This is a genomic window from Microcystis sp. BLCC-F209 (assembly GCF_041928595.1).
Taxonomy (GTDB): Bacteria; Cyanobacteriota; Cyanobacteriia; order Cyanobacteriales; family Microcystaceae; genus Microcystis.
This window is the reverse complement of sequence record NZ_JBHFLL010000335.1, coordinates 1-12840: the sequence shown is the minus strand read 5'-3', so window position 1 is coordinate 12840 and position 12840 is coordinate 1. Positions and strand designations below refer to the sequence as shown.

Genomic DNA, 12840 nt, shown 5'->3' with positions numbered 1-12840 from the left:
CCAAAGACGGATGACTTGGAAGGAATGAAAGGTTTCCCCCAGACGGAAAGTATTTTCTTGCACTAGGGGGGAATCACTGCGTCGCAGATAAATTACCACTTGACGCATTTGTTTTTGGGGATGACGACGATAGACGCGAATCCGATAATCGAGCATTCGGAAGGGAATTTTGGAGTCGGGGTCGGTTTGAAACTCGGTATGAAGAATTAATTCCTCTGACTGCAAAAAAATCAGGGAATCGGCACGAATGGGGTCTAATTGTAATTCCGTCGGGTCGAGGACGGTTAAGGGGAGGGGAGAACCCAATAACCAAGTGGCTAGATCATCGGAGAAGTTTTCGGCGATAAATTTACAAATATTATCAAACATTGCGAGCGTTCTGCCTTTGTAATTACTACCATCCACATCAATAAATTCAAGATTACTTGCTATCAATTCCTAAACAATTAAGCTAAATAAACCCCCGATCATTAGTAAAAGTCTTTGATTTCATGGTAATCTTTGACCCAAGCTTACGAAATATTATATCACAGATTAAGATAGATCATGATTTAATCTTGTTTTAAGTTCACAAACATAATTAACGGTAGCATAATCTGTCTTAGTAATTAACTTTACTTCAGCCAGTAATTGACCAGATATATAGGGTTTATCTTCAATATTTTCCTGAAAATTAGGTAAGGATTCCAGACAGTTCAAATATTTATGAAATAGGGAATATTTGGGATACATAAGCAATAAAAATTTACCTTTTTTCTAAGATTAGTAAATATTCAGATTTCATGCCATCAGGATTTTTATTCTTGCGAGATTTGAATAATTGTCTGGTTTTAATTCTATCCTCAAAGACGGTATCAAAAATAAAGCCATTTTCCTGAAAATATTCCCCTAATATTCGCCAAGTTTCTACTTCCACCCCATCCACTTTCGGATTACCCACAAAAATGCAAGCTTTCCCAGCTTGTTTTAATTTTCTGGTGGCATTTTCTAAAGCGTTGATGGTGTGACAAAAATAGGAATCGAGTATTTTATGTAAATTCTCTTTCTCTAAACTTGATCTCACTTGATTTAAGGTTTCGGTTTCGATTAATCTGGTAGCCTGTCGGTAGGGAATTTCTAGCTTAGAGATTTTTTGCACTTCTTTTTCTGTATATCCTAACCAATATAAATCTAGTTTTGCTGTTCTGATATATTCCTGTGCTTGCAGATAGGGGGGGGAACTAATTAAACAATCTAACTCTAGATTTTGCTCAATCTCAAAAGTGGCACTATCTACTCCTCCATAAAAAAGCACCTGATTATAATTGCGCCAAGTTACGGTAATATATTGATTTACGCTGGTTAAAGTTTCAAAACTCATCTCTTTAATCGTTCGTTTTAATTCCTCTTGCCAATCTCTTTGTAATAGTTCTTGTATATCTGATTTTTTGTATTTCGATTGAAATAATTTAGGTTTGGTATGTTCTGCATAGGAAAACTGTTTACTAACTTTCACTAAAACCGCTTGAATGATCTGGGAATACAAATCAAGTTTTAGACTTTTTTGACCTGCCCAAAGTTTCTGTAAAACTGCTAAAATCTCCTCTGGATACCAATAGTTTAAATTTGACCACTGAGGGATAAATTTATCCTTGCTGGCAAAAACTTCTAAGATTTTTTTATCTAACTCCGAGTAACTCAATGGTTCTTGGTGTTCTGTAATCTTAATCGGTATAATATGGTTTAAAAGATAATTCAGGTCAGTTAAAACCGCATTTCTTTGACAAAGTTTAGCCTCTAAACCCACCGTACCCGAACCAGCAAAAGGATCGATAATCCAATCATCCTTTTTGGTGTAATTATCAAGACAGAATCTCACCACTTGGGGAATAAATTTGGCAGGATAATAATAGATGCTGTGGGTTAGATAACTGGTGCTGGTGATTTCTGGTACTAAATCTCGAAAGGAAACTAATCGCGGTGTCCCCCGATTAAATTCTTCTAAATTATTAAAATCGAAAAGTTCTAACTGCATGATTCGGCTATCAATTCTTCTTAGGGTAGGTCAGCCAATTAAAATAAAGATTAAAACCGTAGCTGATCAATATTCTAACTTATCCTCCCTTAACCTAACCGAGAACTCAACTTTTTTACTTTTTACTTTTTACTTTTTACTTAACGTGATATACTGCCAGAGGAAAAAATGACGTTTTAATTAGTCTGCGTGAATAGCCAATCCTCGACGATCATAGAACAGGTTAGAGTCCTTGACCCCCTGACACAAACCGATCGCATTGCCGATGTCTGGATTGAGGAGGGGGTAATTAAAGCGATCGAATCTCAGCTTCCCCCAAGAGAAAACAGTAACTATATTTCCGGTCAAAACTGTATTTTTGCTCCAGGATTAGTCGATCTCTACAGTCATTCCGGGGAACCCGGCCACGAGGATCGAGAAACCCTCGCATCTTTGCTCAAAGCGGCCACGGCCGGAGGCTGCACCCGGGTGGCAATTCTCCCCAATACTCTCCCTCCCCTCGATCACCCCGCACTGATTAGCACATTACAACAAAAAAGTCAAGGGTTTTTTGACTCAAAATCGACCCGTCTGCATTTTTGGGCAAGTCTCACCCTAGGCAGGCAAGGGCAAAAAATGACGGAATTGGCTGATTTAATGCCTGTAGCGGTGGGTTTTACCGATAATCGCAGTCTGGAAGATTTGGGACTGTTGCGGCGCTTATTGGAATACCTAAAACCCCTCGGTAAAAATATCGCCCTTTCCCCCGTAAATCAGCAATTAAAGGGTAATGGAGTCATGCGTGAGGGGGAAACCTCGATTCGCTTCGGTTTACCCGGGGATCCTGCTATTTCCGAAACCACTGCTTTAGCCACAATTTTAGAAATCGTCGGCGAAATTAATACACCTGTTCACCTAATGCGAATTTCCACCCGTCGAGGAGTGGAATTAATTCGCGAGGCAAAAATGCGGGGATTGCCGATAACCGCTAGTGTGACGTGGTTGCATCTCCTCTTAAATACAGGATCGATCGCCACCTATCATCCTAGTTTACACCTCGCTCCCCCCTTGGGCAACGAAAGCGATCGCAAGGCGTTAATTGCGGCAATTAAGGAGGGAATTATCGATGCAATCGCGATCGATCATCGTCCCTATACCTACGAAGAAAAAACCGTCTCTTTTGCAGAAGCACCCCCCGGCGCAATCGGGTTAGAATTAGCTTTACCGCTACTCTGGGAAAAATTAGTAATAACCGGGCAATTATCAGCTTTACAATTATGGCAAGCGCTGAGTCTCAATCCCTGTCATTGTTTACAACAAAAACCGGCATCTCTCAACCCCGGTAATCCCGCAGAAGCAATTCTTTTTCATCCCCAAGCAAGCTGGAAAGTAACGGCAAATAATCTTCACTCCCTCAGTCATAATACTTTCTGGTTAAATCAAACAATTACGGGAAAAGTCTTAGAAATGTGGAATTTTTAAAGGGTGGCCAATTTCTATCTTGAGACTCTCCTAGTTTTTTGGATAATGATCAGCTAGAATTCTAGAGAAAACTAGAGTAATGACATGGAAAAAGAACTGGTATCGGAAAAGCGCGGTTATCTGCTTCGCACGGTGGCAGAAGCTAAAGAAATTGTCCTTAATTGGTTGCGAGAAATAAATTTAGTTAATGCGATTAAATTAGGTTTACCAGAAGTGGATGACAGATATCATATTTGGCGAATTCCTCTATGTAATGACCAGAAAAAAACCGTTGGGGAAGTGGTGATCGATGCTTACACCACCGAAATTTTAGCCGATAGGACAACCCGGACTGAAATTATTATCGCTCGTCTGTTAAAACAGGATGAATCTAAATTAGAAAACCGCAAGAAAACCAAAAAAGAATATAAGCTTTCCTCTCTGAGAAATACCATCGGATTTGGTGATTGTGGCGAACTTTTAGAGGAAATGCCCGCAGAAAGTGTTGATTTAATCTTTACCTCACCACCCTATTTTAATGCTCGTCCGGAATATTCAGAATTTGAAGAATACGAAACCTATCTATTGAAGCTGCGACAGGTGATCAGAAAATGCCATCGAGTTTTGAGTGAAGGACGTTTTTTTGTCATTAATATTTCTCCCGTGCTGTTGCGTCGTGCTTCCCGTAATCAAGCTTCTAAACGTATTGCTGTCCCCTTTGATTTACATCGAATTTTTGTTGAGGAAGGTTACGATTTTATTGATGATATTATTTGGCTAAAACCAGAGGGAGCAGGGTGGGCAACTGGTAGAGGCCGCAGATTTGCCGCCGATCGCAATCCTCTCCAATACAAAACTGTGCCAGTGACTGAATACGTTTTAGTCTATCGTAAACACACGGATCTACTCATCGATTGGCATATTCGTAATCATCCCGATCAAGAAGTAGTAAAAGCCTCAAAAATTGCCGATGGTTATGAACGCACTAATGTCTGGAAAATTAACCCAGTCACTAACTCAAAACATCCCGCCGCTTTTCCCGTAGAATTGGCAGAAAAAGTGATTACCTATTACTCTTTTAAAGGTGATGTGGTTTTAGATCCCTTTGCTGGTTCAGGAACCGTGGGACTAGCGGCCGCTTCTTTAGATAGACGTTTTGTTTTATTCGAGAGTAATTTTAATTATATTGAACTGATGCAACAAACAATTCCTAGATGGAAAAATATTAAGTTTTCGTCTATTCTATGGCTAAACTGCAAGCCGTCTAAACTACCACCAGAACAAATTGAGATTCAATGGGAGGCTATCGATGACAACAATAGATGATCTATTTCCTGAAAAGGGCAAATTAATCCTAAGTGGTAGCGGTAGGGATTTTATTGAAAAATTGGGTGTGGAAACTGTAAGACAGCTAACCCTAGATATTCTATGTGGGGAGAACATACGCACTCAAACTGAGCAGTTAACAAGTAGACGAGTGGCGATCGCCTCTGGTGCAATGGTTGCCTTATTTGCAAAAGGTTGGCAAGGGGTGGAGAATTTTACTGACCAACTGTCTGATATGGCATTATCTCAACTTAAATCTTCCCGTCGTTCTGATAAAGAATTGATCTGGCCTGCTAATTGGTTAATTGGTTTGACAGGCAAAGGTGTTCAAAATGTATTGCGAGATAATCCAGCGGCACAAGAAAAATATATTCAAGATTTTGAAGCTGCATTGGAAGAGGCATCGCAAAAATGTGAAGAGGATTTTGGATCAATTCGTATGTTTTTAGGACTGATTGAGGATGAAAGTGGGAAAGTTTACAGGAATCTAGAATGGCGAGATATAATAAGGCTAACAACTGCTATTGGCTGCGCAACTCTCACTATCAGAGGTTCTGATAAATCCACATATGGGAAGCTTTTTGAGAGACTCGTACTCGGCTCGGTTTTACATATTCTTGGTTTTCAGTATATTGAGAATCCATCAAGTCCAATTATTGAAAGAGTATTTTGGCTATCTGACAATTCCAATCTTCGTGAATGCGATGGAACTTTAAGATTACGGGCTGGTAAACTAGCTCGCTTCGATATAGGTTTCATTGGTAGAGGAAATTCAGAGATCACAAAAGATAAACTATCTCGCTTTGCTAATGTTGAGCTATATGGAGAAACTACATCTCGGACTTTTATTATTATTGATCGACTGCCTGCTAAGTCAAAAAAGACAGTGGAAGCTGCTAAGAGGGCTGGAAGTGAAATTATACAAATGAGTATGCAATTCTGGCCGCAAGAACTGGCTAGAAGTTTAGAATCAAGATTGGATTACAGAGCAGAGATTCTTGATATTGATGAAGAATCTTTATATGATTATCTTTCTCAGAAAATTAGTTCTGCTCCTCTTTTGAGTTTTTTGAATTTTGGTGATACGTTAGAAGAAAATGTTGATGGTTTTCAAGAAAATGAACTAAGCGATAAAGATGATGATACTTTAGATGGCTAGGATATTTATCTCTCTTTTATTAAACTGGGAAAAAACCTTGATTTCTCCTTGTCTGAAACGACATAATTTTGGGTTCTTCGTTACTTGGTATGGTTCGATAGGGGGGCATAAATCAACTAAATCCTGATCTGGTAAGAGACTTAATTGATTAGTTCGCTCTAGATCACAAACAATTGACAAAAATCGCTAAATGCCTTTCTATATAATGGTTCCATCCCTTATAACCCCCGTCCATTGCATAACACGAACCGAAGAGCCTAATTTTGTAGAAATTTCCTAAACTGACAAGAGACAGATAACTTCATTTCCGCACAAGGAGATTTTGCTATAACTTACACGAAATAATTAGGTTTTTTGACTGTAGTATAATTGAGTTTTTGGCTGATACTGAACTGATGCTAATATGTTTTTTTGACGTTATAATTACGCTTTATTTTTATTTTTATTCGATCGGTCAATGAGCGAGGTAAACACCATGACAGCCGGTAAAAGTCACGCTTATTTTACTCCAAAAGACTATCTGGAAATAGAGAAAATTAGTCCCATTAAACATGAATATATGCAAGGGCAAATCTTGGCGATGGCGGGGGCCAGTAAAGCCCATGTTATCATCACAGGTAATCTTTCAGCCCAATTAATTAATCATTTACGGGGTAGTGGTTGTCTTGCCTACGCTACCGATATGAAAGTGCGTCTCCCTAGCTTAAATATCTTCTATTATCCCGATTTTGCCATTACTTGTGACCAACGAGATCGAGTTTCCCAGGAAGATTTTATCCTGCATCCGCGAGTGATTATCGAGGTTTTATCCGACTCTACGGCAGCCTTTGATAGAGGCGATAAATTTGCCGATTATCAAACTATCCCTGAATTAGAGGAATATCTGCTGATCGAACAAAAACAAGTCCTAATCGAACAATATCAACGTCAATCTAATAACCTCTGGATTCCCCATATTTATCACGCGGGAGATTTAATCACTATTAACTGTATTAACTTTTCTTGTCCGATAGAAACTCTTTATCAAAACCTAGAAATTCTTAGCTAGAATCTTCACCGTAAAAAAAAATAGTAAAATGGGGTCAGGTATTAGGATAAATTTCCCCTATTTCCTAACCCCCCAACAACTTAGATAATTAACCCCGTTGTCGAGTATTGATCACCTCACCGGCTGCATTAACTAACTCTAGCTGTAGCGGCATTTGTCCCATAGCGTGAGTGGAACAACTTAAACAGGGATCATAGCAACGAATACCCGCTTCCACCCGGTTTAACATCGCTTCGGGAATTTCGCCACCATGGATATAATGTTGGGCGATTTGTTTCACCGTTTGATTCATGGCCAAATTATTATTACCCGTGGCAATAATCAAATTCACCGTTTCAATCAAACCATTTTCATCCACTTTATAATCATGGAATAAAGTACCCCGGGGCGCTTCACTAACTCCCACCCCTTGCAGATTATTAATTCCCGCTTCGGCCCGGCAGCGTGGAGAAACTATATCGGGATCGTCGATTAAAAGTTCGATACGCTCCAAACAGCCTAAAATCTCCACTAAACGAGCATAATGATAGTAAAAAGAAGAGGTTGCTACACCACCGACCCGATGGCGATATTCCCGTAACTCCATATCCGCTCCCTCCGTGCCAAAATGGGAACAAACATTTAACCGTGCCAACGGACCCACTCGATAGATACCATTGGGATAACCGAGGGGTTTATAGTAGGGAAACTTTAAATAAGACCATTTTTCTACTGATTCGCCGATATAATCGCGATAATTGTCTTCGCTGAGGTTATCGGCCACGATATTGCCTTGACTATCGGTAAAACGAATATGACCACCGTAGTGTTCCCACTCGTCCCGTTTACCGACCAATCCCATAAACAGGGAAGGGAAATTACCAAAAGCGGCGATTTCTGTGGTTAAATTGTCCAGAAGTCCTTTAAACAGGTTTAAAGCCGTGTAAAGAGTCGCTTTAGACTCCGGCAGTCGTTCTTTAATCCATTGTCGCCCTTCTTCGCTCAAAGGGGAACGCACACCCCCCGGGACAGACCAAGCGGGGTGAATTTTTTTTGCTCCCAAAAGTTCAATAACTTTCTGTCCAAATTGACGTAAACGGATGCCTGCTCGCGCTAGGTCGGGATCGGCGGCGATTAAACCGAAAATATTCCGTTTGGCGGGGTCACTTTCCCAACCAAGCAGAAAATCGGGACTGCTAAGATGAAAAAAGCTTAAAGCATGGGATTGGGTTAATTGTCCTAAATTCATCAAGCGCCGCAGTTTTTCCCCCGCAGGGGGGATTTGCACCGCTAGAATTTTATCGCCAGTTTTGGCGGCACAAAGTAGGTGACTAACGGGACAAATCCCGCAAATTCGGGCAGTAATTCCCGCCATCTCCCACATCGGCCGTCCTTCGCAGAATTTCTCGAAACCGCGATACTCGACCACATGAAAACGCACGTCATCCACTTCCCCCCCATCGTCAAGGAAAATCGAGATCTTGGCATGGCCTTCGATCCGGGTGACGGGATCGATAACGACGGTTTTAGTCATAGTAAGTCCTCATTGTTCAGGAGTTCCACAGAACGGTATTGTGGAGAGTGCGATCGAGCTTGGTTTAAACGATAATTTATCCCGATCCCCGCCCTGCTGTCTCTATGATAGTTATTACCCCCCTGGCAATCCTAATTTTTATAACAATTTTTCCCGATTCTCTATCGGGGCTAATTTAGCATTTTGTAGCAAATACTACAGAAAATAGTTCGGAAATCCGCAATGATTACATCTCCCTTTGCTGGTGTTGATCGGTCATTATATATATAGAAGTCGGTTCTCGGCTGTCAGTTTTCAGCTTGGTTCTGCTTGGCTCTCAAGGCTGAGGGCGAAAGAGTCGGAAGTCGGCCGGATTGTTGACGACTAATCGGGAAAATCACCTTTTGGTCTTGTAGTCTTACCTAACAGTATCAGCAGCACTGCCGAGGATTCAGGAAAAAGCGACCCAAAAACAAGCGATTGTAGTTGATAGTCCTAAACTATAATACTGTTGTTCTGGATGTTGAGAAAAAAGGATAAACCTAACATCATACCAAAGAATGAATTAACTCTGAACCTTTAGGGGATTGTCTGCGTCTAAAAGCGCAGGATACAATCAGGGAAATTCCAACGAACTCATACCGACTTCAGATAAGCCAGACTCACCCGCGAGTCGGAATAGTAACAGACTTTTTCTGTGTCAAGGAGTCACCACCAAACCAATGCCCACCGCAAAAACCAACCAAACTCAACCACTGCCCACCCTTAATGCCGATATGGTGCGTACCTATCTGCACGAAATTGGGCGAGTTCCCCTCCTAACTCACGAACAAGAAATTATTTACGGCAAACAAGTCCAACGGATGATGAGCCTGTTAGAAGCGAAAGAAGCACTATCGAAGCAATTAGGACGGGAACCAGATCGCTTGGATTGGGCGGATTCGGTGAATTTAAGCGAAAATGAACTGGATCGGGCCTTGAAAACCGGCGATCGAGCTAAACGGAAAATGATTGAAGCTAACCTCCGCTTGGTAGTTGCGATCGCAAAGAAATATCAAAAGCGGAACATGGAATTCCTAGATTTAATTCAAGAGGGTAGTCTGGGATTAGAAAGGGGTGTAGAGAAATTTGATCCCACCAAAGGTTATAAATTTTCTACCTATGCCTACTGGTGGATTCGACAAGCGATTACCCGTGCGATCGCTCAACAGGCCCGCACCATTCGTTTACCGATCCATATCACCGAAAAACTGAACAAAATCAAAAGAACCCAGCGCGAACTCGCCCAAAAACTGGGCAGAAGTGCCACTCCTGCCGAGATTGCCCTGGAATTAGAGCTAGAACCCGCTCAAATCCGCGAATATCTCAGTATGGCTCGTCAACCCATCTCCCTTGATGTGCGTGTCGGCGATAACCAGGATACGGAATTGTCGGAATTATTAGAAGATAGCGGAGTTTCTCCCGATACCTTCATCACCCAAGAGTTATTACGGCAAGACTTAGCCAATCTCCTGGCCGAATTAACTCCCCAACAACGGGAAGTAATTACTCTCCGTTTCGGTTTAACCGATGGCAAAGAGTTATCCCTAGCCAAAATCGGTCAGAGAATGAACATCAGTCGGGAACGAGTGCGACAATTAGAACACCAGGCCCTGGCCCATTTACGCCGTCGCCGGGCCAACGTCAAGGAATATATTGTCGCTAGTTAGTAAAATTAGCAAATAACCAAGAAGGAGAGCTGGCGCTCTCCTTTTTTTTCGGTTTATTTTTGCTAAAGATTTGTAACTAATCTCAACAAAAAAAAGGTGGGAATTCTTCAAGTTTCGTTAACTGCAAGATCGATAAAATGTTAATTTTTATGTCCATTTGAACCTGTCTTAACAAAATTTTTAAAAATATGTCCAACTTTGTAGAAAAAATCTGAGTAGCTTTGTTAACTTTTGTCCATTTTGTTTCATAAAATATCTCTAAAAAAAGATTTATATTTAAGCCAAAATAGATGAATATGCTTGACTTTCAAAATTCAATTATCTATACTTAAGGTAAGTCGAGTGAAAAATATTTAAGGAATAAATTGAGTCCTTAAATCTCTTTATTTCAACGGTCAAATAAAGGGATGACTGGCGTATAAACCAGACTCAACTCTTTGCAGGTTTCGACATCTTCTCCGTAAGCGATTTCGCTTTAATTGGACACAAAAATCATTAGGGAGATAGTTATGATAAATGAAAAATATGACTCTTCGGGGCGAGTGAGTCACTCAATCAAGATCGCTCTAGGTTTTGCTCTAGCGGGTGCCGTTGCTTTCCCGGCAGCAACGCAAGCGGCAACTAATACCCAAAAACAAGCGGCGATCGATTCTGGCTTGGCCTGGCTGGCAACCCAACAGCAAGCTAATGGGAAGTGGATTTACGACAACGTGAACAGTGCAGATGTTGCCGCAACTGGTGCTGCCCTGCTGGCATTTATCGAGGAGGGAAACACCCCGACATCGGGAACCTATAGCACGAATGTGACTAACGGACTGAATTACCTCTTCAGCAACGCCCAAAGTGCGGGTGTTGGGCTGAGGTTCGGTCCCAACGATTACAATCAGGTTTACAACACGGGGTTAGTCCTGCCTGCCATTATCAAGGCTGCTCCCCTGAGTACGGTGATTAGCTCGACAAACCCCCTCGTCAACGGTAAAACCTATGGCCAGGTGGTTCAGTCAGCGATCGATTACCTGGCTGATGCACAGAATGACCCTAGCACCGGCGTTTACGCAGGAGGCTGGCGCTATACGCCCAACTTTGGCGATTCCGATAACTCGGTCTCCCAATGGCCAGCCCTAGCGGGCTTGTATGCTCAAGGGGCAGGTATTACCTGGCCTACCAGTGTGAAGAATCTGCAACTGAACTGGATCGACTACAGCCAGAATGACACGACGGGCGGCTTGGGCTATACTGAACCTTACTATACGACTCCCCTGCGGACTGGCTCGGGACTGGTACAGATGTCCGCTGCTGGCCTAGCTACTAGCAGTTCCCGCGTCCAGAATGCCCTAACCTATATCAACAATAATTGGCAAACCTCTGGAGCTAGTGGTACTTTTGGCGACTACTACGGTATGTGGGCAGTCTATAAGGGTTTAGAAAGCACTATCGGCCTGGACGATACGACCACAATTACTAACCTTGTTGGTCAGGGAACGAATCCCCTCGATCCGGGGAGTACCTGGAACTGGTGGGAGGAATTTTCCCAGTATCTTGTTGACAACCAAAACGGTTCTGATTATTGGTCTGGCGGCTCCTATGGCACTCCGCCTATGCAAACAGCCTGGGCGATCAATATGCTGCAAGCAACCCAGATCCCAGGACCTGAAAAAGTTCCCGAACCTGCGTCAGTCTTAGGCTTACTTGCCATCGGTGCTTTGGGTGCAGGTTCGGCTTTGACGCGCAAATTATTAAAGTAGGTCGCTACTTAAACATCGATCACTAAAAGCGATCGCACTCAATCAATGCAGTGCGATCTTTTTGAACGTCAGTCCTCAGCCTTGAGAGACTTTGTACCTCACCGATATGAGAATTGCTACAATATAGAATCCCGATTAGTTTTCACCTGTGGCAGTTCCGTCATGACTAGAGCGACAGAAACAGCGACCCCAACACTATACGAAGAAGATTTTTATCTCTGGCTAAAAACCACGGCAGAACAATTAAAAAAAGGCCAGTTTGCCGAGGTGGATTTAGACAATTTAATTGAGGAGATTGAATCGATGGGGAGAAGTGAAAGACACGCGCTCAAAAGTCTTTTAACTCGTCTCCTAGAACATTTACTCAAATTAACTTAAGTAGTCGTGCAAAATTAATTTCCTAGTGAAGATAGGCAAGAGGCAAGAGACAAGAAGCAAGAGGTGGTTAGATATGTGTAATTAATTTTGCTTAGGTACTTACTGGCAATCGGAAAGAGACCGGAATGGCAATCATGGTCATGGAGAAATCAATAATTTTCGGGCAGAAATTCAAGATTTACTGGAGGATAGCCCTAGTTTAAAGCCCTATCTTCGGGAGATTTTTGAGCCATCCTACCATACAGCTTTAGAGGCCGTCCGAAAAAAAATGGGTTTATCCCCCGGCGGTTTACCGAGTCAGATAATTTTTAATCTCGAACAGGTTTTAGATAATCAATGGCTGCAGATCGATTGGGAATAAACTATTGACTATCTAATACTAAATCTGGTTAAGTACCTAGGCAAAATTAATTACATACTCGCCTCCAAAATTGTCCAGCACTTTTTTAACGTAAGCGAGGAGGCTCTTTCGGTCTTTATAGGCGCTAAATTCAATCCATTCATATTTTAAAAATCTCCATAATATTTC

Annotated in this window: 10 protein-coding genes and 4 pseudogenes; 8 read left to right on the top strand and 6 right to left on the bottom strand. The window is 41.8% G+C overall.

The genetic code is table 11. The annotated features are described in order from the left end of the window. The 3 genes from ACE1AQ_RS22480 to ACE1AQ_RS22470 all read right to left on the bottom strand — a co-directional run. Nucleotides 1-369 (bottom strand): Rpn family recombination-promoting nuclease/putative transposase (locus ACE1AQ_RS22480; protein WP_374808846.1); only part of this gene is annotated, 369 nt, incomplete at its 3' end. A 165-nt stretch (nt 370-534) separates the two neighbouring features. After that, complete coding sequence (locus tag ACE1AQ_RS22475) at nt 535-732, bottom strand: hypothetical protein (RefSeq protein ID WP_110545987.1); 198 nt, start codon at nt 730-732, stop codon at nt 535-537. 13 nt (nt 733-745) lie between these two features. Then, complete coding sequence (locus tag ACE1AQ_RS22470) at nt 746-2014, bottom strand: DNA methyltransferase (protein WP_008203472.1); 1269 nt, start codon at nt 2012-2014, stop codon at nt 746-748. 189 nt (nt 2015-2203) lie between these two features. Here ACE1AQ_RS22470 and ACE1AQ_RS22465 point away from each other — a divergent pair, with 189 nt between their 5' ends. The 3 genes from ACE1AQ_RS22465 to ACE1AQ_RS22455 all read left to right on the top strand — a co-directional run bounded on the left by ACE1AQ_RS22465 (nt 2204) and on the right by ACE1AQ_RS22455 (nt 5939). Further along, nucleotides 2204-3475, top strand: a complete 1272-nt coding sequence (locus ACE1AQ_RS22465; protein WP_110545988.1) for a dihydroorotase — start codon at nt 2204-2206, stop codon at nt 3473-3475. 84 nt (nt 3476-3559) lie between these two features. Continuing rightward, complete coding sequence (locus ACE1AQ_RS22460) at nt 3560-4780, top strand: site-specific DNA-methyltransferase (RefSeq protein WP_253257790.1); 1221 nt, start codon at nt 3560-3562, stop codon at nt 4778-4780. Beyond that, nucleotides 4764-5939 (top strand): CfrBI family restriction endonuclease, encoded by a 1176-nt coding sequence (locus ACE1AQ_RS22455; RefSeq protein ID WP_110545989.1) that lies wholly within the window; start codon nt 4764-4766, stop codon nt 5937-5939. The genes ACE1AQ_RS22460 and ACE1AQ_RS22455 overlap by 17 nt, the downstream gene beginning before the upstream one ends. Here ACE1AQ_RS22455 and ACE1AQ_RS22450 read toward each other — a convergent pair. Continuing rightward, nucleotides 5928-6131, bottom strand: a pseudogene (locus tag ACE1AQ_RS22450) (hypothetical protein). The gene ACE1AQ_RS22455 and the pseudogene ACE1AQ_RS22450 sit on opposite strands and share 12 nt — an antisense overlap. Before the next feature lie 283 nt (nt 6132-6414). Here ACE1AQ_RS22450 and ACE1AQ_RS22445 point away from each other — a divergent pair. After that, nucleotides 6415-6987, top strand: a complete 573-nt coding sequence (locus ACE1AQ_RS22445) for a Uma2 family endonuclease (RefSeq protein WP_110545990.1) — start codon at nt 6415-6417, stop codon at nt 6985-6987. Between the two features lie 88 nt (nt 6988-7075). On the opposite strand, the gene ACE1AQ_RS22440 is transcribed toward ACE1AQ_RS22445, so the two are convergent. Next, nucleotides 7076-8500: a Ni/Fe hydrogenase subunit alpha gene (locus ACE1AQ_RS22440; protein WP_106909333.1), complete on the bottom strand. Its 1425-nt coding sequence runs from the start codon at nt 8498-8500 to the stop codon at nt 7076-7078. A 701-nt stretch (nt 8501-9201) separates the two neighbouring features. Between ACE1AQ_RS22440 and ACE1AQ_RS22435 the strand changes: the two genes are divergently transcribed. The 4 genes and pseudogenes from ACE1AQ_RS22435 to ACE1AQ_RS22420 form a co-directional block, all read left to right on the top strand. Then, nucleotides 9202-10188, top strand: a complete 987-nt coding sequence (locus ACE1AQ_RS22435) for an RNA polymerase sigma factor, RpoD/SigA family (protein ID WP_008203467.1) — start codon at nt 9202-9204, stop codon at nt 10186-10188. A 509-nt stretch (nt 10189-10697) separates the two neighbouring features. Beyond that, nucleotides 10698-11933, top strand: a complete 1236-nt coding sequence (locus ACE1AQ_RS22430) for a PEP-CTERM sorting domain-containing protein (protein ID WP_110545991.1) — start codon at nt 10698-10700, stop codon at nt 11931-11933. A gap of 45 nt (nt 11934-11978) precedes the next feature. Next, nucleotides 11979-12305: pseudogene (locus ACE1AQ_RS22425) on the top strand (DUF29 domain-containing protein); the annotation flags it as partial. 103 nt (nt 12306-12408) lie between these two features. Next, nucleotides 12409-12672: pseudogene (locus tag ACE1AQ_RS22420) on the top strand (DUF29 domain-containing protein); the annotation flags it as partial. A gap of 36 nt (nt 12673-12708) precedes the next feature. Here ACE1AQ_RS22420 and ACE1AQ_RS22415 read toward each other — a convergent pair. Then, nucleotides 12709-12840, bottom strand: a pseudogene (locus tag ACE1AQ_RS22415) (IS630 family transposase); the annotation flags it as partial.

Coding starts and splice junctions, on each gene's coding strand:
- ACE1AQ_RS22435 (WP_008203467.1), top strand. CDS start 9,202: ATGCCCACCGCAAAAACCAACCAAACTCAACCACTGCCCACCCTTAAT.
- ACE1AQ_RS22440 (WP_106909333.1), bottom strand. CDS start 8,500: ATGACTAAAACCGTCGTTATCGATCCCGTCACCCGGATCGAAGGCCAT.
- ACE1AQ_RS22430 (WP_110545991.1), top strand. CDS start 10,698: ATGATAAATGAAAAATATGACTCTTCGGGGCGAGTGAGTCACTCAATC.
- ACE1AQ_RS22475 (WP_110545987.1), bottom strand. CDS start 732: ATGTATCCCAAATATTCCCTATTTCATAAATATTTGAACTGTCTGGAA.
- ACE1AQ_RS22460 (WP_253257790.1), top strand. CDS start 3,560: ATGGAAAAAGAACTGGTATCGGAAAAGCGCGGTTATCTGCTTCGCACG.
- ACE1AQ_RS22445 (WP_110545990.1), top strand. CDS start 6,415: ATGACAGCCGGTAAAAGTCACGCTTATTTTACTCCAAAAGACTATCTG.
- ACE1AQ_RS22455 (WP_110545989.1), top strand. CDS start 4,764: ATGACAACAATAGATGATCTATTTCCTGAAAAGGGCAAATTAATCCTA.
- ACE1AQ_RS22470 (WP_008203472.1), bottom strand. CDS start 2,014: ATGCAGTTAGAACTTTTCGATTTTAATAATTTAGAAGAATTTAATCGG.